Source organism: Ruegeria sp. CH8 (genome assembly GCF_056536985.1).
Genome location: NZ_JBQFQR010000005.1, coordinates 140,320 through 158,208 on the forward strand (window position 1 = coordinate 140,320; position 17,889 = coordinate 158,208).

A 17,889-nucleotide genomic window follows, 5' to 3' on the forward strand; every position below is an offset into this window, starting at 1 on the left:
GCAGGGGCCGTCAATCCAATCCCTTGCGACTTTGCGCCAGTGCGTTTAGATCGCGGCATGTACACAATTGCCGCTCTCTATCACTTCACCCGTTTCACCGATCCCGCCGCACTGCGCGAGCCGTTGCTTACGCTGTGTCGCGAGCAGGCTGTCAAAGGCACCCTGTTACTGGCGCAAGAGGGGATTAACGGAACCATCGCGGGCCCCCGAGCGGGGATCGACGCCGTTCTGGCGCACATCCGCGCACTACCCGGTTGCGCTGATTTGGACTGGAAGGAGGCCAGCGCCAATCATCCTCCCTTTGGCAAAATGAAAGTGCGCCTGAAGAAAGAGATCGTCACCATGGGCCAGCCGGACATCGATCCGCGCGCCCGCGTCGGCAATTATGTTGAGCCCGAGGATTGGAACGACCTGATCCGTTCGGACGACGTTGTGGTGATCGATACCCGCAACGACTACGAGGTGGCGATTGGTACATTCGAGGGCGCAATAGACCCTGAAACAGCCAGTTTCCGTGAATTCCCGGCTTGGTGGGACAAGAACAAGGATCGCTTTCACAACAAGCGCGTCGCGATGTTCTGTACTGGCGGTATCCGTTGTGAGAAATCCACCAACTTCCTGCTGGGGCAGGGGGTCGAGGATGTGTATCACCTGAAGGGTGGCATCCTGCGCTATCTTGAAGAGATGCCCTCCGAAGATAGCACCTGGCAGGGTGAGTGTTTCGTGTTCGACAACCGTGTCTCCGTCGGTCACGGGCTTGTCGAGGGGCCGCACAACCTGTGCCACGGCTGCCGCCGTCCGATCCTGCCCGAGGACATGAAGCGCCCCGAATACGAACACGGCGTGTCTTGCCATCAGTGCATCAACGAGACTTCCGAGGCCGACAAGACGCGGTTCCGCGAACGGCAAAAGCAGATCCTACTGGCGCGGCAACGCGGGCAGGAACATCTGGGCACCGACTAACGCACTGATAAATCTTATTGCAGCCATGCACCGGAAAGCGGATCATCCTTCCGCGCACACGGTATCGGAGGTGTCATGCGTCGTGAACCAACAACCCTGGCAGAGTGGAAGTCGACCCTAGTTGCAGCCCTGGGGCTGATCGTGGCCAGTTTCATGGCTTGGTATGGGTTGTCCCGTCTCAGCGAGGCGGCGGCGGGGGATACGATCGGCACGATCACTTCCGTCGGGTTGGTGATCTGGATCGCGTCACAGTCTTGGTATTACGTGACGCAGGTCAAATCCCCACGCCGGTTGGTGTTCCTGATGGGCGTGTCCTTCATACAGGTGGTGCCGTTCCTGTTCGCGGCTGCCTATGGGGCTTTTGGGTACTACGACATCTGTGTGCTTGGCGCCAAAGGGCCAGCGGACGTGCTGTATTTCTCTTACGTCACCTTCACCACGGTTGGGTATGGCGACATGGCTCCTGTTGGGTTGTGTCGTGCGCTTGCCGCAGCCGAAGCCGTGATGGGCTATGTGCTGTTGGGGATGTTTGTCGCGGCGGCGGTCAGCATCTATTCCCGTAACCACCAACCGCATTGAACTGCGCCGGCCTATTTGTTCTGATCGATCCAGCGCGACATCATCTGTTTGTCGCGAAAGCACTCGGACGGGATCGGCCTGCGTTTGCTGCGCGAGATGCGCTCGGCAAAGGCGACCTGTTTGCCGGTGGGATAATTGGCAAACGGTGACGGGTCGTGCGGCTTGTGGGCCGAAATCCAGTCTGACATCGATCTGCGGTCGCGTTGCGCCTCCACCGGAATGTCCAGCGCCGACTGCTCCGCGATGGCGCGGGCATACCGCATTTGCCGGTCGGTAACAGGCAGCAGGTGATAGTCGTTCGACGGGCCGCTCAGGGCGGAATTTCGCATGTTCCGGGTCATCGGGTGATCCTCTGACTGTATAGAACATAAATAGAACATAAACCTTTCATTTCAAGGTTTGGCTGTTTCGACTCGGCAATAAGCCGCCTGAAATGGCTTTTATTGACTGACAAATCAATAAAAGCTAAATCCCTGCGTAACGCACCCAACTCCCTTGCATCAAAGGGACATCCGAACAGAAAAGGACGCGGCATGAAGTTTCAGCCCAAGGCCAGCCATTTCATCAATGGTGAATATGTCGAAGACACCAATGGCGCCCCGATCGACGTCATCTATCCGGCCACCGGCGAGGTCATCGCACAGCTGCATTCCGCGACGCCCGAGATCGTGAATCAGGCTCTAAATAGCGCAAAAGCCGCTCAAGCGGAGTGGGCTGCGATGTCAGGAACTGAGCGCGGCCGCGTTCTGCGCCGTGCCGCTGACATCATGCGTGAACGAAACTACGACCTTTCGGTTCTGGAAACCCATGACACCGGCAAACCGCTGCAGGAAACGCTGGTGGCCGATGCGACCAGCGGCGCCGATGCGCTGGAGTATTTCGGCGGTCTGGCGGCCTCGTTGACCGGAGAGCATATCCCGCTGGGTGGTGGCGATTTCGTCTATACGATCCGCGAGGCGCTGGGTGTCTGTGTTGGCATCGGCGCATGGAACTATCCGACCCAGATCGCCTGCTGGAAAGGCGCACCCGCGCTGGCTTGTGGCAACACGATGATCTTCAAACCGTCCGAAACCACGCCCTTGTCTGCGCTGAAAGTGGCGGAAATCCTGATCGAGGCCGGAGCGCCCAAAGGCGTCTACAACGTGGTTCAGGGTTATGGCGACGTCGGCGCGTCGCTGGTGACCGACCCGCGCGTGGCCAAAGTCTCGCTGACGGGTTCGGTGCCGACGGGCCGCAAGGTCTATGCTGCCGCTGCTGCGGACATGAAGCACGTCACCATGGAATTGGGCGGCAAGTCCCCGATGATTGTGTTCGACGACGCTGATATCGAAAACGCCGTCTCGGGCGCGATTCTGGGGAACTTCTATTCCTCGGGTCAGGTGTGTTCGAACGGTACTCGTGTGTTCGTGCAAAAGGGTATCAAGGAACAGTTCCTCGCCCGCCTGTCCGAACGCCTGGCGACCGCAAAAATCGGCGATCCGCTGGATGAAGAGGTCAATTTCGGGCCGATGGTCAGCGAAAACCAGATGAATATCGCGCTGGGCTATATCGAAAAGGGTAAAGCCGAGGGTGCGCGTCTGTTTTGCGGGGGAGAGCGCATTGATGGCGACGGTTTCTACATGCAGCCGACCGTCTTTGCCGACGTGACCGACGATATGACCATCGCGCGGGAAGAGATTTTTGGCCCGGTCATGTCGGTGCTGGATTTCGACACCGAGGAAGAGGTCATGGCCCGTGCCAATGACACAGAATTCGGTCTGGCTGCGGGTGTGTTCACCAAGGACGTCATGCGCGCTCATCGTATTGTGGCCGGGTTCGAGGCGGGCACCTGCTATATCAACACCTACAACCTCGCTCCGGTTGAGGCGCCGTTCGGCGGGTCCAAGATGTCGGGTGTTGGGCGCGAGAACTCGAAGCTTGCGATCAACCATTTCAGCGAGATGAAGACGGTCTACGTGTCGATGAACGATGTCGAGGCACCGTACTGATTCAAGTCTGGTTGAAAATTATTCGAGGTACGAGAGCTCTGTTCCCGACATTTCGCGTCGGGAACAGAGCATAAGCTGCCCCAGACCTGTGGCTGAATTTCCTGCAAGCGCTTTGTACGCAAGCAGGAGATCCGCCCATGAAAACCCACGCTCAGGCCGTTGTGATCGGAGGTGGCCTTGTCGGTTGCTCGATCCTCTACCATCTGGCCAAGCTCGGCTGGACCGACGTTGTCCTGCTGGAACGGGATGAACTGACCTCGGGCTCGACCTGGCACGCAGCGGCCGGGATTCACGGGCTGCACGACAACAACAACATCACCCGTATCCAGCACTATACGATGAACCTGTATAAAGAGCTGGAGGAACAGACAGGGCAGGGGTGTGGCGTGTTCCAGCCCGGCTCGCTGTATCTGGCGCAGACCGAGGACCGGGAACATCAGTTGCGCCTGCAAGAGGCCAAGGCGAAATTCTATGGCCTGAACTTCTATGAGATCAGCCGCGAACAGGCGATGGAACTGCACCCGTTGGCGCAGTTCAATGATATCCGCTGTATCATGTTCGAACCCGAAGGCGGCAATGTTGATCCCTCGGGCGTGACCTATGCCTATGCCGCCGGTGCGCGGGCGATGGGGGCCACGATTGAGCGGTTTTGCCCTGTAATAGGGACTGAACAGCAATCTGATGGATCGTGGATCGTGCGCACCGAAAAGGGTGATATTCACACGCAATGGGTGGTGAATGCGGCTGGCCTTTGGGGGCGTGAGGTGGCCGCGATGGCCGGGATCGAACTGCCCCTGCAACCAACCGAACACCAGTATTTCGTCACCGATGCGATTGATGAGGTGGCCGCCCTTGGTCGTCGCCTGCCATCAATCGCCGACCGGGATGGAGAGTACTACTTCCGGCAGGAAGGCAACGGTCTGCTGATCGGCGCCTATGAGAAAGACATGCGATTCTGGGCCGAAAACGGCACGCCGCTGGATTTTGCCCATGATCTGTTCCCCGACGATCTGGACCGCATCATGGAGAATGTGATCCGCGCCACCGAACGTGTGCCGGTCGCCGCGACTGCGGGTGTGAAACGAGTGATCAACGGGCCGATGATCTGGTCTCCGGATTCCAACGCGCTTTGGGGGCCGGTGCCGGAGTTGAAAAACTACTTCTGCTGTACAGGGATCATCCCCGGATTCTCACAATCGGGCGGTCTTGGTCTGTTGTCGGCGCAGTGGATGATTGAGGGCGAACCGCAATACGACATGTTCGCCTGGGATTTGACTCGGTTCGGTGACTGGGCAGACAAGGCCTTCACAAAGGCACGGGTCGAGGACGTCTATACCCACCGCTTCGCCATTCATTTCCCGAACGAAGAACGCAGCGCAGGGCGTCCCGCCCGCCTGCGCCCGGCCTATCAAATGCAAAAGGACATGGGCTGCGTCTTTGGCCTGAATTGCGGCTGGGAACACCCGCTGTGGTTCGCCGATCAGCCCGGCGCGGTCGAGACAAACGGCTTCACCCGTCAGAACTGGTGGGAACCGGTGGGCCGCGAGGTGCAGATGCTGCGTGATCATGTGGGTGTCATCGATATCTCGAACTTTGCCAATTACGTGATAAAGGGGCCAGGGGCGTACGATTGGCTTGACCGTCTGGTCGCCAACCGGGTGCCGACCGAGGTTGGACGGTCCTGTCTGACTCCGCTGATTTCGGTCCGTGGTGGCGTGGCGGGGGATTTCACCATCACCAAGGTCGCAGACGACGAATACATGATGATCGGTTCCGGCATGGCCGAACGCTATCAACAACGGTTCTTCAACATGGTCGATCTGCCCGAGGGCACGACCTTCGAGGTCGCCACCAACCGCATCGCGGGCTTCAACGTGGCTGGGCCAAAGTCCCGCGATCTGTTGCAGCGGCTGACGAATGCGGACCTGAGCAATGAGGCCTTCCGCTTCATGCGATCCCGCACGATTGAAGTCGCTGGGATCACCTGTCTGGCCATCCGCGTCAGCTTTACTGGCGATTTGGGGTGGGAACTGCACTGTGCAGAAGAGGATCAAATCAGGCTCTATTCCGCACTTTTGGAGGCCGCAAAGGCATTAAACGGCGGCCCGGTCGGTGGCCGTGCGCTCGGGTCTTTGCGTATCGAAAAGGGCTATGGCTCCTGGGGCCGCGAGTATTCTCAAGAATATTGGCCGCAAGAGGTTGGCCTGGCGGGCCTGATCAAGCTCGACAAGGAGTTCCTGCACAAAGACGCTTACCTTGCCGTCAAGGACAACCCGGCGCGTGAGGTTCTGTCGATCTTTGAGGTCGACGCCGATGTGGCCGATGCCACAGGTGGAGAACCGATCTTCACCCCGGATGGCACCCCTGTTGGTCGCGTGACCTCGGGCGCATATGGGTACTCGGTGGGCAAATCTCTCTCCATCGGATTTGCCGACCCCAAGGTGGCGGGTCCGGGTGATAAGGTTGAAATCTTCATCCTTGGCAAACCGCACCGTGCCACAATTCTGGCCAAACCACCGTTTGATCCCGAAGGTCTCCGGCTACGTGATGTCCAACCGGTATTGGAGGGGGCCACGTGACAGAAACCTTCGCGCGTGTCGCCGATTTCACCCTGAACCGCTCTGTCGAAGAAATGCCGGACAGTGCAAAAGAGGCCGCGGCGCTGATGATGCTGGACACAATAGGCATCCTGATCGCATCCGGCCCGATGGAGGCCGGGGTGATCGCGCGCGATACGGCGGCGCTGCTCTATGCCAGCTCTGATCCGGCTTACAGCGCGCGCATGTTGTTCGACGGCCGCCCGGTCAGTATAGCGGGTGCGGCCTATGCAGCAGCCACCCAGACCGATAATCTGGACGGGCACGACGGATACAATCCAACCAAGGGCCATATCGGGGTAGTGGTTTTACCCGCATTGGCGGCCTTGGCGGAACATCGCCCTGACCTGACCGGACCCGAAGCTCTGGCTGCGGTGATCACAGGATACGAAATCGCGGGGCGCGCTGGGCTGTCACTGCATGCGTCGGTCAGTGATTACCATACCTCGGGCGCCTGGAATGCGCTGGGCGTAGTGGCCATGGCGGCGCGTTTGCGGGGATTCACACCCGAACAGACCCGGCAGGCGATGGGGATCGCCGAATATCACGGACCCCGCAGTCAGATGATGCGCGAGATTGCCAACCCAACAATGCTGCATGATGGTTCAGGCTGGGGCGCGATGGTTGGCATCTCTGCCGCCGTTCTGGCCGAGCGCGGGTTTACCGGCGCGCCCGCTATCACCATCGAAGCAGAGGCTGCCGCCCCTTATTGGGTTGATCTGGGGCAGTTCTGGCAAGTCGAACATCAATACGTGAAACCCTATCCAATTTGTCGCTGGGCGCATGCGGCGATTGATGCTGTACGAGCAGTCATGTCAGTCAATAACCTGACCCACGCACAGATACAGAACATCCGGATAAACAGTTTCCATCAGGCAGCTTGCCTTTACGACGGGATGCCCGGCACGACATCCCAGGCTCAGTACTCTCTGCCCTTTGCCGTCGCTGTTCAGGCCATTTACGGCCGGATTGGTGTGGAGCATATATCCGGGGCCGGATTGTGTGATCCGGTCGTGGCAGAGTTTATGACGCGGATCGAGGTGGCAGAATCCAACCGACACAGCAGCCGTTTCCCGCAAGGACGTTGGGCCGATGTCATTATATCAACCAGCGACGGGCGGGTGTTTGAGTCCGGAGACACCCATGCGCGCGGCGGTCCCGAAGCGCCGATCAGTTGGGACGAGGTGCTAGCCAAGTATGCAGAGTTCGCGACCCCGGTGATCGGAAAATCGCGGGCCGACGCGATCCGCAAAGCCATACTCGGTTGGGTCGATCCAAACTCGCTGTATTCCGATCTTTCACAGCTGATTTATTATCCTTGAGAACTGGATCTTTGGCCTGAGCGAAAGTTGGTCTTATTTTCGTGGAATTCGACGTAGAACTCTTTTGTTGGAGCCGCTACTTCTTTATTCGCAAAGTCGCGAACAGCTCACTGATCCTCTTCCGGGTTGCTTCACTGTCCTGCAAAAGAGCCCTGGCGTCGGCCAAGGGTTTTTCAGGCAAGCGGGACGGCGACGTTACTAAATCTTGGGTCGTTTCAGTGATCCGGCTGTACTTTTCACCCTCTTCCAGCACGGCTTTTTCCGTCAGATCTGCCAGCCAGAACAATCGATTTGCCTCTTCCAAGCGTCCTGAGACGCGCAAAAGATCACCTGCTGCCGCGAAATCCCCTGCTTTTTGAAAGGCTTCAGCCCTTATGGGTGAGGCTTCTTCACTGGAATCGTCGGCCAGTTCCAAAATTGCCTGATGCGGGCGTTGGTCGTGTAGAGCGGCCCTGGCGCGCAAGCGGGCACGCTCCCTACGTTTCAGACTGTCTTGTGGACGTTTTGCCAGAGCCCGCGCCTGTGTGAAAAAACCCAGCCTTGCCAACCTGTCCGCAACAATGACTGCGGTGTCGGTCGTCAACTCCTGTGACTGGTCGTGCGACAAGGTCAGAACTCGCCGCAGAAAGGTCGCATCATCGGCCCGCTCGGTCAAAACAAGCACCACACGGTTGAGCGTCTCGGCGGTGTCGCCTGTCTGTAGATCAGCTACGACATCTAGCGCCGCGTCGAATTCGTGCCCCAGGCTCAGGGCAACCGCATGTGTCTGGCGCATTAGGGAGCCAATGTCTGACCGACGAAATTCAACCGTGTAAGACTCTGCCAGATCCAGCTGATGTGGAGAGATTGAGCCCCGTTCCACCCAACGTTTGTCAACCAGCCGGGCCAATGCCAACGGCGCTTCCAAGGTCGCGTCCGGGGCTTCAATCGCCTCGGTCAACAGCGTTTCTGCCAAAGGATCGTCACGTTCGGCGGCTGCAACTTTTGCCTTGGCTTGGGTCGTACTCGCACTGGCAAGGTGTTCAACCCGACCCACCGAACGCAAGACACGTCGAGCGGCCTCCAACTCCTGCGCTTCTAACAGAATGTTCGATAGCATCGGTCCGGTGTGTCGCCGCAGGTGGTTGGGCAAACGTACAAAAGTCTGTTCAATTGCCGTCAGATTGGCGTCATCCCACAACCTGCCTTGGGACAGGGCGGCCCAAAAAGCGGCATCACTTTCGCAACGCTGAAGACCTGCGAACACATTTGAATCGCTCAGCGGACCTCCGTCCAGCACACGGGCAATAGCCTCGATACGATCAGTTTCTGGCGTGTTGTCGTCCAGCAGTTCCAACACGCGGATGGCTTCGGCACCATACCCGAAATAGGCGTAAAGCTTTGCCAGTTGCAGCGCGCGCGACTTATCGATGGTATCAAATTCCTGATACAGCCCAGCTCGCAGCCGTGCGGCCTGTTCTGCAAATGGGTACTTGTCGGACCAGTCGTCAAAGGCTAGTTCGGCGCTCGACACACATGGCGGCCGCCTTTCCAGCAGAGGTATACTCGGACCAAGAAGCCCGTTCAGGTCGTCCAGTATCGAGGTGACCTGAATGTTCAGTTCAAGGCCTGATGGATTGAATAGACTCTGATTTCCCGTGGAGGCACGAGGCCCGCCCGGTGCAATTTTCAGATCCACGATTCCCCGGTCCGCATCCTGTAGCAGGCGCGTTGCAAGCTGGTCTTCGAACCCGCTCGCGTTCAGGTTCAGCAAAGGCAGTTCCAGTGCAAAGGTACTGTGATCCAGCCCGGGCGGCGTGTTTTTCCTGGGTGCTTTGGGCAGAGCCAAGCCCGGAATGTCGCTGGTGAGCGGCGGCTGAAAGGTGCCGGGCGCGATATCCACCACGATCATTGTGTTCTTGAACAGAAAGGCCGTGGCGACGCAGTCGCAGCCAAACTCCAGTTCGAGGGGCGCACCGGGTTCCGCCTGTGAAATGGCGGCCAAGCGGTTCCGGGTCAGGCGCTGAAAAACCGCTCCTGTTTGAAACGCCACATCCTCCAGCGCGACGTTCAAGCGGGCGCCGTTCTTTGTCTGTTTCAATACCCAGCCGGTGTCTGGTGGGACCTGAACAACCAACCTTGTGTAGCCGTCATGCTCGCCCGAGCGTACGGTTACATCCCGCGCAACGGCGCCGGTGGCCACTGCAAGCAGGGCAGATAAAATCAGCGTAAACCGGGTCATGCCGCCGCCTGTTTGAGTTCTTTCAACGCCTCTTCAAGCTCGGTGAAGTCCGGGCGGTTATGGGTCGGCGTGTTCTGGCGCCCGACCTCGATACACATGGCAGCGTTGTGGTTGTGCAGGTTGGCGACCAGAACCTCTTTGATCAGTTGGTAGAAATGGTTGTCCTCTTCGACCACCGCCTTCAGCTTGCCGGCAAAGGGACCGACCAGACCGTAGGCCAGAAACACGCCCAGAAAGGTTCCCACCAGCGCACCGCCAATCAGTTTACCCAGCACTTCGGGCGGCTGATCGATCGAGCCCATTGTCTTGATCACCCCCAGAACCGCCGCCACGATGCCCAGAGCGGGCAGGCCATCGGCAACCGTTTGCAACGCGTGGCTGGAATGCATGGCGTGGTGGAAATTCGCCTCCATCCGCTTTTCCAGCACCTCTTCCACCTGATGCGGATCGTCGTAGTTCATCGAGGCAGACCGCATCGTGTCACAGATCAGGTCAACGGCTTCTCTATCGGCCTGAATCTTCGGGTAAGCCGAGAACAGAGACGAGCTATCCGGGTCTTCGATATGTTGTTCAACCTCGACCGGGTTGGCCTTGGCGATGCGGATCAACGAAAACAGCAGGCACAGCAGGTCGCGGTAATCTTCTGGCTTCCATTTGGGGCCCTTGAACACTTTGCCCATGTCTTTGGCGGTGTGTTTTACGGCGCTCATGTCGTTGCTGATCAGGAAGGCACCCACCGCGGCGCCGCCGATCATCATCATCTCAAACGGCAGCGACTTCATAATGATGGCCATCTTGCCGCCCGCAGCCAGATAGCCGCCGAACACCATGGCGAAAATGACGACAATTCCGATTATTCCGATCATGGGTGGTCTCCAGCAAATTCCTGTGCGGGTTTAAATGTTATTCCTGCGGTGCCGCGGCGTTGCGGCCCGCCATGATAACGCTGATCGTATAGGCGGCCTCGGGGCTCAGCCCGGCCAGAACGCCTGCAGCCGCATCCGGCGGCATCCGCGACAGGAAGCCAGCGGCAAAGCTGGGGTCCATCGTCTCAAACAACGCGGCCGCGTCTTTGGGCTTCATGCTTTGATAGACGTCCGTCAGGCGCGTCAGGTCGGTCTCGGCGGCCTTATCGGCAATGGCCAGCGTTTCGCGCAGGGCTTCTTCGGCCTCTTGCAGCGCAATCAGGCGGCTTTCGATCGCCTGATCGGCAATAGCCAGCACCTTTTCCTTGTCCAGAACGGCCGCCTCGCGCTGTTTCAGCGCCTCTTCCCGTCGCAACAACTCGGTCAACAAAACCTTAGCCCCGGGCAATTCGGCCCGCGCGTGTTGGGCTTCGGGCATTGACGGCTCGGCACCTTTTGCCAGTGCAGGGCCGGCCTCCAGCCCGATGCGAATCGCGGCGGATCCGATCATCAGTAACGAGATGACCGCCAGCACGCCGCTTTTGGGGCGCTTTTTGGTTGGCTTGCGGGTCATGTCGCGGTCTTCCCCTGAGACCGGTTGTGCCGGAAGAACATCAGGCCGTCGGGCCGCTTGGCCGGGGCTGCGGCAGGTGTCTCGCAGTCCGGCTCTACAGGCTTTTCGGTTGTTTCAGCGGTGTCTTCCGGCTGTTCCGGTTTGTCGGCCGCTTCAACACTGTCTTCCGTCTCTGCAGGTTTTTCGCTCGACTCAGGCGTGTCTTCCGACTCTGTTGCGGTTGTTTCCCCATCCGCCTCAGGCTGTGCGCTTGTCTCTCTAGCGGGTTTGGCAGGTTCCGATTCGGCCGGTTTCGCAGGCTTGTCTTCGGGCGGAATGACGTCGTGCATCGAGGCCATCATCAGCTCAAGGCGTTGGGCGACCGCTTCGGCGCGTTGCGTCAACCCTTTCAGAACCTCACCGGACTGATCCGATGCCTCTCGCGCCGCACCGAGCGACTTTTTCAGCTCTTCGGCCTGAGTCGACAGCACAGCAACCGCGCCGCCAACGCCCCTTTCCAGATCGGTGAACCGCTTGAGCCGCCGGGACAGCACGAAACAATACAGACCCGCACCCAGCGCGCCGGCGACCAGCAAAATATCTGCAATCAGCTCCAACTTCGCCTCCTAGTTCAATACGAATTCCATCACGAGGACATCGCGTACACGCCCCTCGCCGACGACAATTTCAATGCGCCGTAGCAGATGTCCGCGGATGCGCATCAGGGCCAGAGAATCCTCAAGATCCGACACTTCGACCGCGCGCAGATAGCCGTTCAGGATGTCCATAATTCGCGGTTTCATCTTCTCGACATCGGCGGCGTATTCGCTGTTCACCTCAAGCTGAGCGTGAAATTTCAGGTGCCGCGAATCGCCCGCGTTTACCGACAGGATCACCGGCGGAAGATCGACGAAACCGACCTGCGGCAACGCCTTGACCGGCTTGCCCTTATCCTTTTCCTTGGCCTCTTCCACAGTCGCTTTGCCGCCGAAAGGCAACAGTCCGGACGTGGTCAGAAAATACCCGCCTGCCGCCCCGGTGACGGCCAGAATCACCCCGATGATCAGCCCTTTTTTCCCCGACTTTTCTGGGGCTTCTGCCTGTTCTGCGGTCGCGTCAGTCATGACGTCCTCACTTGTCCGTTCTGCAATCGTCATAACCCGGCAGGGACTAACCGATTGTTAAGGGCAATCGTCCAAACAGGGGATGCGCCGGGCAGAATGTCGGCGAGTCGGAGGTGAGCGTGCAGCAGATCGGAACTGTCTGGGCAAGTTTGGACAGGCGTAAACAAATCATCGTTGCCGGTGCGGTCGTGCTGGTGTTTCTTGGGGTCCTTGCGATGTCACGTCTGGTGACGGCGCCGTCGATGACCCTTCTTTATGCGGGGCTGGAAAGCGGTGCCGCGGGGGATATTGTCCGCTCGCTGGAACAGCGCGGGGTCACGTATGAGATTCGCGGTGGCTCGATCTATGTGCCCGGGTCGCAGCGGGATGAGCTGCGCATGACCCTGGCCAGCGAGGGCCTGCCCGCCAACGGCAATCAGGGCTATGAGCTGCTGGATTCGCTCAGCGGGTTCGGTACAACGTCGCAGATGTTCGATGCCGCCTATTGGCGCGCGAAAGAGGGTGAGTTGGCCCGAACCATCGTCGGCAGCCCGCATGTCAGCCAGGCGCGGGTGCATATCGCCAACGGGTCGACCAATCCATTCCAGCGCAGCGTGGCGCCGACGGCCTCGGTCTATCTGGTGCCGTCGGGGGCGCAGGTCACGTCCGATCAGGCCAAGGCGATCCGGTTTCTGGTGGCCTCGGCCGTCAGTGGTCTGGCGCCCGAAAATGTCACCGTCGTTGATTCAAACGGGGCGGTGATCGGGGCGCAGGAAACAGCCGTGGCTGCGGATACGGCCGATGACAAGGCGCGCGAACTGCGCGAACGGGTGATGCGACTGGTCGAGGCGCGCGTCGGCACCGGGAATGCGGTGGTTGAGGTCAGCGTCGATACGGTGACCAAGACCGAATCCATCCGCGAGCGCCGCTTTGATCCCAATGGGCGCGTCGCCATCAGCACCGATATCGAAGAACGCTCGGACAGCGCCCGTAATCAATCCGCCGATGTCACCGTGGCGTCGAATCTGCCCGATGGCGATGGCGCTGGCGGCGACGAATCGAACTCCAACGCGACGCAGACGCGCGAGCGGGTGAACTATGAAGTCTCGGAGACTGAGCTTGAGGTTCACAATGCACCCGGTGCAATCAAACGCCTGACCGTTGCGGTTCTGGTCAATGGAACCCGCACGGTGGACGCGGCCGGGGTCGAGAGCTTTGAACCCATGCCCGAGGCCGAGATGGACGCGCTGAAAGAGCTGGTGGCTTCGGCCGTTGGGTTTGACGAGGCGCGCGGGGACGTCATTACCCTGAAATCGCTGAACTTGCCGGTAGTTGAGCCACAGGGCACGATGGCCTCGGCCTCGATCTGGCAAAAGGTGCATTTCGACGCGATGTCGCTGATCCAGATGGCGGTTCTGGCGATTGTCTCGCTGGTGCTCGGGCTGTTCGTGATCCGCCCGATCCTGACGAAACCGGCGATGGCGCCCGCGTTGCTGCCTGCCGGGACTGCCCCTGAGCCTGAGGCCTATCTGACCGGTGAAATTGCAACCGATGAGAACGGACAATTCACTTCGCTGCCGGGGCAAGCACCTGCTGGTGACGTACCGGCGCTGGCCACGCAGCAAGGGGCTGATCCGGTGGATCGGCTACGTGCGATGATCGGCGAAAAGCAGGAGGAAACCGTCGAGATCCTGCGCAGCTGGCTTGAAGAAGGGGAGGAGCGTGTCTGATGCCGATTGCTCATCTTCTTGAGGATTTCACCCTGCAAGCCGGGGGCGGCAAACTGCACCTTCTGGACGAAGATGCGCTGGAGGAGCAACGTCTGGCCGCCTTTGAGCAAGGCTACAGCGCCGGGTGGGAAGACGCGATTCAGGTGCAGGAACAAAGCCGGGGGCAGGTTTCGGCTGAACTGGCCAAATCACTTGAGGATATGTCCTTTACCTATCACGAGGCCGTCACCCGGATGACCCTGTCGCTGGAACCGATGTTTCAAAGTCTGGTGCAGGTTGTCCTGCCCGAGACGCTGGATCGAGGATTTGCCGCTCGGCTGGTGGAACAACTGGCCGACATGGCGCTCGAACAGATCGGCCAGCCGATGCAGATATTCGTACCCGCAGGTCGCACGGACGAGATCGAAGCCCTGTTGCCGCAGGATTTGTCCTCACCCACCCGCGTGATCGAGGACCCGTCGTTGGAGCCCGGACAGGCAAGGTTGCAGGTCGGAATCTCGCAGCGCGAGGTGGATTGCAGCGGCCTGCTCACCTCGGTCGCCGGGGCATTTGACGCATATGTATTTGAGGCTAAAGAGGCAGTGAACCATGAGTGATCCCCAGACCCCGAAACCGGAGAAATCCAACCCGTTCGAAGCCGTCCCGATCGAAGTCACAGTCTCGGTCGGTCGTGCGCGGCCTTTGATCCGCGATTTGCTGAACATGGGTGAAAACGCAGTGCTGACGCTGGACAAGCGGATCGAGGACCCGGTTGATTTGTATGTCGGTGATCAGCTGGTCGCCCGTGGCCTGCTGGAAGAGATGGAGGGCGATCAGGCCGGGCAACTGGCCGTGCGCCTGACCGAGATCGCGGATTTGCAGAACGGGATAGGTTGATGCGCGTTTTGCTTTGGCTGGTTATCGCGCTTGCAACCCTGTCCCCCTCGCTGGCTGCGGCGCAGGAATTGTCGCTGTCACTGAGTGAGGGGGGCTCGATCTCGGCGCGGACCATCCAGTTGATTCTGTTGATCACGGTGCTCAGCCTCGCGCCGGGGTTGGCGATCATGATTACTTGTTTTCCGTTTTTGATCACCGTCCTGGCCATCCTGCGGCAAGGCATCGGGTTGCAGCAATCTCCGCCCAACATGCTGATCGTTAGTCTGGCGATGTTCCTGACCTATTTCATCATGGAACCGGTCTTTTCCCAGGCCTGGACCACCGGCATCAAACCCATGGTCGAAGAAACGATGGAGGTTGAGCCGGCACTGGAAATCGCGATCCAACCGTTCCGCGCCTTCATGGCCGCGCGGCTGGACCCCGATACGTTCCATTCCATGGCCGCCCTGCGCCCCGACGGCGACGCTATCGCGTTGTCACCCGAGGCACCGCTGTCGATCCTGATGCCGTCCTTCATGCTATCCGAGATAGCCCGCGCCTTTCAGATCGGCTTTCTGATCTTCCTGCCGTTTCTGATCATCGACCTGGTGGTGGCGGCGGTGTTGATGTCGATGGGGATGATGATGGTGCCGCCGGCAACCGTCTCGCTGCCGTTCAAACTGGCATTTTTCGTCATCGCCGACGGGTGGTCGATGATCGCAGGCGCATTGGTGCGCAGTTACATGACCTGACCCCTTACTGCCGGGTGATCTGCAGCCGAGCCCGCAAGCCCTGATCCCCGGCCTCGAAACTGAGGGAACCGCCATGTTGTTCGGCAATCGTGGCCACGATGGTCAGGCCAAGGCCGAACCCATCCGAGGACCCGATATTGGACCCGCGGCGAAACGGGGCCATCAGCACTTCGATATCTGAAACGGACAGATCGGCCCCCTTATCCTCAACGGTGATGGTGGCCGTGCGGGCATCGGTTTCCAGCTGAACCTCGGCATGGCGGCCATACTTCAAGGCATTGTCGATGAGGTTGGTCAGCGCGCGTTTCAACGAGATTGGCCGCGCCATTACCAGCATGCGCCGTGTTTCCGGCAGCGATCCATACCCACGTCGCGACATGAAAAGCGACGGCGCGCCCTCGACTGCGACGGGAGTAATTTTCCTCAGCGTCACTGGCAGGTCCATATCCTGGTAATCGGCGACCAGAGACTCGACCAGCGCGGTCAATGAAATCTGACGGGGTTCTTCGACGCTCAACTCGGATCGCGTGTAGGTCAGGACGCTTTCGATCATGCCGGTCATCTGATCCACATCCGCCTCAAGCTTTTCGCGCAATTCGTCATCGGGGATTAGGGCGGCGCGCAGGCGGACCCGGGTGGCGGGTGTGCCCAGATCGTGACTGACCCCGGACAGAACGGTGGCGCGTTTTTCAAGCTGCGCCCGCTCGGCATCCAGATGGTCGTTCACAGCAGATACAATCTCGCGCAGTTCCGCCGGGCCATCGGCTTCATAGTTGTTCGGCCCGCCCCGGCGCTTGCGATCGCGCAGCGCGCCAGCGAACCGGGTGAAGGTATCCGAAACATTGCCAACTGAGGTCAGGATGACCGCCAGTGCCACGATCGCGGCCAGAATGGCGGGAAGGCGAAGATCGGCGGGGGCGGCCTTGCAGCCCCAGACATCTGTGCCATCCACTTGCCGCCAGTCATTGCGCCCGAACCGGGCGATCAGGATGGGTTCGCTGCAATAGGTAGCCAGCAGGCGGGTCAGGTTGCCCATCTTCTCGGCCCCGGTCTGATCGATGCGCGACAGGATATCGGACACCGGATAGACCAGCCGTTCGGACATCACCGCCAGCGTCAACTCTCGCCCGGTCAGAGGGGCGGTGTTGTCGGTCAGGATCGACAGGTTAGTGACAAAACTGCGGTCCGACAGGCCAGGCAATTGTTCGAACTGGCCCGCATCGGCCAGTTTCGCCGCCTCGGGCGACAAGGCATTGACCGTGACACCCGGCGGAGGGGTTATTCCGACCCGCAGCTCCTCGTAGACAGCAAAGCCAGCGACATAGGCGCGGGTGAGAAATTCGTCCCAGGCGCGGGCCGATGAAAACCACAGCCCGGCGGACAAAAGACCCGAGGCAAAGGCCGCCCCGGTCCAGATCCAGCCCAGGCTGCGCAGGCGCGGAGCGCGCGTTGTCATGCGCCCTCGTCCACGAACACCTCGGCGGCAAAGACATATCCGACACCGCGTTCAGTGCGCAGCATTTGTGGATCTTTAGGGTTCGCCTCGATCTTGGATCGTAGCCGCCCGACCAACATGTCGATGGCGCGGCCCTGCGCTTCGGGCTTGTCGGCGCTGCCGGTGACGTCCAGTGCGGCAGCGATCTCATCCCGGGTCAAGGGGATATGCGGATTAGCCAGCAGAACCTTCAGCAGTGCGGTTTCCCGTTGAGACAGAGAAACCAGATAGCCCTCGGGCGAGTGCACCTCGTCCCGCTTGCCGTCATAGGTCCAATCGTTGAACCGAAAGTTGCGCGTGCGGCGGCGATAAGCCAGTGACGGCGTGCGCCGGGCACGCTGCATCACCGCGCGGACACGGGCCAGCAACAACTGTGGGTTAAACGGTTTGGCGATATAGTCATCGGCACCGACCTCATACCCCGCCATGCGCTGATGATCGGCAGACAGCGCCGAGACCAGGATAATCGGCACATCCTGCTCGGCCCGCAGGCGGGCGCAGATCTCGACCCCGTTCTCATCCCCCAGCATCACGTCCAGCAGGATCAGGTCGATCCGGCCTGCAGTCAGGTGCGACCGGATTTCGTTTTCCGAACTGGCGGGCAGCGCGATGAACCCGTTCTGCTGCAGGAACTGGGTCATCATCGACCGCATCTCGGGGTCGTCATCCACCACCAGTAGTCGCGGAATGCTCACGCGGCTTGTCCTCCCAATTTCTGCTCCTCCGGTATCGTGCATTGTAACGAACGGAAACAGATTCAATGTCAACGTAACACGCTGTAACAAAAGCGGTGAATATTTGGGCGGCGACAGGATTTCGCACGGGA

Annotated in this window: 17 protein-coding genes; 9 read left to right on the forward strand and 8 right to left on the reverse strand. The window is 59.7% G+C overall.

The annotated features are described in order from the left end of the window. Nucleotides 1–57: 57 nt before the first annotated feature. Together trhO and ACR0ER_RS07510 are read left to right on the forward strand one after the other, a co-directional pair. Entirely contained in the window at nt 58–963 is a 906-nt protein-coding gene (gene trhO / locus ACR0ER_RS07505) for an oxygen-dependent tRNA uridine(34) hydroxylase TrhO (RefSeq protein WP_480768389.1), read from the forward strand. 75 nt (nt 964–1,038) lie between these two features. Continuing rightward, nucleotides 1,039–1,542, forward strand: coding sequence for a potassium channel family protein (locus ACR0ER_RS07510; RefSeq protein WP_480768390.1), 504 nt, complete (start codon nt 1,039–1,041; stop codon nt 1,540–1,542). Between the two features lie 11 nt (nt 1,543–1,553). Here ACR0ER_RS07510 and ACR0ER_RS07515 read toward each other — a convergent pair whose 3' ends face one another. Continuing rightward, a complete protein-coding gene (locus ACR0ER_RS07515) occupies nt 1,554–1,883 on the reverse strand; it encodes a hypothetical protein (RefSeq protein ID WP_170329695.1) in 330 nt (109 codons plus the stop codon). Nucleotides 1,884–2,075: 192 nt separating this feature from the next. Between ACR0ER_RS07515 and betB the strand changes: the two genes are divergently transcribed. The 3 genes from betB (at nt 2,076) to ACR0ER_RS07530 (ending at nt 7,449) form a co-directional block, all read left to right on the forward strand. Further along, nucleotides 2,076–3,530, forward strand: coding sequence for a betaine-aldehyde dehydrogenase (gene betB, locus ACR0ER_RS07520; protein ID WP_480768391.1), 1,455 nt, complete (start codon nt 2,076–2,078; stop codon nt 3,528–3,530). Nucleotides 3,531–3,667: 137 nt separating this feature from the next. Further along, nucleotides 3,668–6,109, forward strand: coding sequence for a GcvT family protein (locus ACR0ER_RS07525; RefSeq protein ID WP_480768392.1), 2,442 nt, complete (start codon nt 3,668–3,670; stop codon nt 6,107–6,109). Then, nucleotides 6,106–7,449: an MmgE/PrpD family protein gene (locus ACR0ER_RS07530; RefSeq protein ID WP_480768393.1), complete on the forward strand. Its 1,344-nt coding sequence runs from the start codon at nt 6,106–6,108 to the stop codon at nt 7,447–7,449. Before ACR0ER_RS07525 ends, ACR0ER_RS07530 begins: the two co-directional genes overlap by 4 nt. 76 nt (nt 7,450–7,525) lie before the next feature. Here the strand turns inward: ACR0ER_RS07530 and ACR0ER_RS07535 are convergent, their stop codons facing one another. The 5 genes from ACR0ER_RS07535 to ACR0ER_RS07555 are packed head-to-tail and all read right to left on the reverse strand — an operon-like array spanning nt 7,526 to nt 12,252. Next, complete coding sequence (locus ACR0ER_RS07535) at nt 7,526–9,670, reverse strand: hypothetical protein (protein ID WP_480768394.1); 2,145 nt, start codon at nt 9,668–9,670, stop codon at nt 7,526–7,528. Further along, nucleotides 9,667–10,536: a flagellar motor stator protein MotA gene (gene motA, locus ACR0ER_RS07540; RefSeq protein WP_170329690.1), complete on the reverse strand. Its 870-nt coding sequence runs from the start codon at nt 10,534–10,536 to the stop codon at nt 9,667–9,669. Before motA ends, ACR0ER_RS07535 begins: the two co-directional genes overlap by 4 nt. 37 nt (nt 10,537–10,573) lie before the next feature. Continuing rightward, on the reverse strand, nt 10,574–11,149 hold the full coding sequence (locus ACR0ER_RS07545) for a MotE family protein (protein WP_480768395.1): 576 nt from the start codon (nt 11,147–11,149) through the stop codon (nt 10,574–10,576). After that, nucleotides 11,146–11,745, reverse strand: a complete 600-nt coding sequence (locus ACR0ER_RS07550; protein WP_480768396.1) for a hypothetical protein — start codon at nt 11,743–11,745, stop codon at nt 11,146–11,148. Before ACR0ER_RS07550 ends, ACR0ER_RS07545 begins: the two co-directional genes overlap by 4 nt. A 9-nt stretch (nt 11,746–11,754) precedes the next feature. Continuing rightward, nucleotides 11,755–12,252, reverse strand: coding sequence for a flagellar basal body-associated FliL family protein (locus tag ACR0ER_RS07555; protein ID WP_480768397.1), 498 nt, complete (start codon nt 12,250–12,252; stop codon nt 11,755–11,757). 119 nt (nt 12,253–12,371) lie between these two features. On the opposite strand from ACR0ER_RS07555, the gene fliF reads away from it, so the two are divergent. The 4 genes from fliF to fliP are packed head-to-tail and all read left to right on the forward strand — an operon-like array spanning nt 12,372 to nt 15,568. Next, nucleotides 12,372–13,961 carry a flagellar basal-body MS-ring/collar protein FliF gene (gene fliF, locus ACR0ER_RS07560; protein ID WP_480768398.1) on the forward strand — a complete coding sequence of 530 codons (1,590 nt, stop codon included), beginning with the start codon at nt 12,372–12,374 and terminating at the stop codon, nt 13,959–13,961. Next, complete coding sequence (locus ACR0ER_RS07565; RefSeq protein WP_480768399.1) at nt 13,961–14,557, forward strand: FliH/SctL family protein; 597 nt, start codon at nt 13,961–13,963, stop codon at nt 14,555–14,557. Before fliF ends, ACR0ER_RS07565 begins: the two co-directional genes overlap by 1 nt. Further along, nucleotides 14,550–14,837 (forward strand): FliM/FliN family flagellar motor switch protein, encoded by a 288-nt coding sequence (locus tag ACR0ER_RS07570; protein ID WP_037313776.1) that lies wholly within the window; start codon nt 14,550–14,552, stop codon nt 14,835–14,837. Before ACR0ER_RS07565 ends, ACR0ER_RS07570 begins: the two co-directional genes overlap by 8 nt. Next, complete coding sequence (gene fliP, locus ACR0ER_RS07575) at nt 14,837–15,568, forward strand: flagellar type III secretion system pore protein FliP (protein ID WP_480768400.1); 732 nt, start codon at nt 14,837–14,839, stop codon at nt 15,566–15,568. The genes ACR0ER_RS07570 and fliP overlap by 1 nt, the downstream gene beginning before the upstream one ends. Before the next feature lie 4 nt (nt 15,569–15,572). Here fliP and ACR0ER_RS07580 read toward each other — a convergent pair whose 3' ends face one another. Both ACR0ER_RS07580 and ACR0ER_RS07585 read right to left on the reverse strand, forming a co-directional pair. Then, complete coding sequence (locus ACR0ER_RS07580; RefSeq protein ID WP_170329682.1) at nt 15,573–17,024, reverse strand: sensor histidine kinase; 1,452 nt, start codon at nt 17,022–17,024, stop codon at nt 15,573–15,575. Further along, nucleotides 17,021–17,758, reverse strand: coding sequence for a response regulator transcription factor (locus ACR0ER_RS07585; RefSeq protein ID WP_170329681.1), 738 nt, complete (start codon nt 17,756–17,758; stop codon nt 17,021–17,023). The genes ACR0ER_RS07580 and ACR0ER_RS07585 overlap by 4 nt, the downstream gene beginning before the upstream one ends. Nucleotides 17,759–17,889: the final 131 nt, after the last annotated feature.

Excerpts from the sequence above, each read along its gene's own strand:
- trhO (WP_480768389.1), top strand. The coding sequence starts at position 58 with ATGTACACAATTGCCGCTCTCTATCACTTCACCCGTTTCACCGATCCC.
- ACR0ER_RS07510 (WP_480768390.1), top strand. The coding sequence starts at position 1,039 with ATGCGTCGTGAACCAACAACCCTGGCAGAGTGGAAGTCGACCCTAGTT.
- ACR0ER_RS07515 (WP_170329695.1), bottom strand. The coding sequence starts at position 1,883 with ATGACCCGGAACATGCGAAATTCCGCCCTGAGCGGCCCGTCGAACGAC.
- betB (WP_480768391.1), top strand. The coding sequence starts at position 2,076 with ATGAAGTTTCAGCCCAAGGCCAGCCATTTCATCAATGGTGAATATGTC.
- ACR0ER_RS07525 (WP_480768392.1), top strand. The coding sequence starts at position 3,668 with ATGAAAACCCACGCTCAGGCCGTTGTGATCGGAGGTGGCCTTGTCGGT.
- ACR0ER_RS07535 (WP_480768394.1), bottom strand. The coding sequence starts at position 9,670 with ATGACCCGGTTTACGCTGATTTTATCTGCCCTGCTTGCAGTGGCCACC.
- motA (WP_170329690.1), bottom strand. The coding sequence starts at position 10,536 with ATGATCGGAATAATCGGAATTGTCGTCATTTTCGCCATGGTGTTCGGC.
- ACR0ER_RS07545 (WP_480768395.1), bottom strand. The coding sequence starts at position 11,149 with ATGACCCGCAAGCCAACCAAAAAGCGCCCCAAAAGCGGCGTGCTGGCG.
- ACR0ER_RS07555 (WP_480768397.1), bottom strand. The coding sequence starts at position 12,252 with ATGACTGACGCGACCGCAGAACAGGCAGAAGCCCCAGAAAAGTCGGGG.
- ACR0ER_RS07565 (WP_480768399.1), top strand. The coding sequence starts at position 13,961 with ATGCCGATTGCTCATCTTCTTGAGGATTTCACCCTGCAAGCCGGGGGC.
- ACR0ER_RS07570 (WP_037313776.1), top strand. The coding sequence starts at position 14,550 with ATGAGTGATCCCCAGACCCCGAAACCGGAGAAATCCAACCCGTTCGAA.
- fliP (WP_480768400.1), top strand. The coding sequence starts at position 14,837 with ATGCGCGTTTTGCTTTGGCTGGTTATCGCGCTTGCAACCCTGTCCCCC.
- ACR0ER_RS07580 (WP_170329682.1), bottom strand. The coding sequence starts at position 17,024 with ATGACAACGCGCGCTCCGCGCCTGCGCAGCCTGGGCTGGATCTGGACC.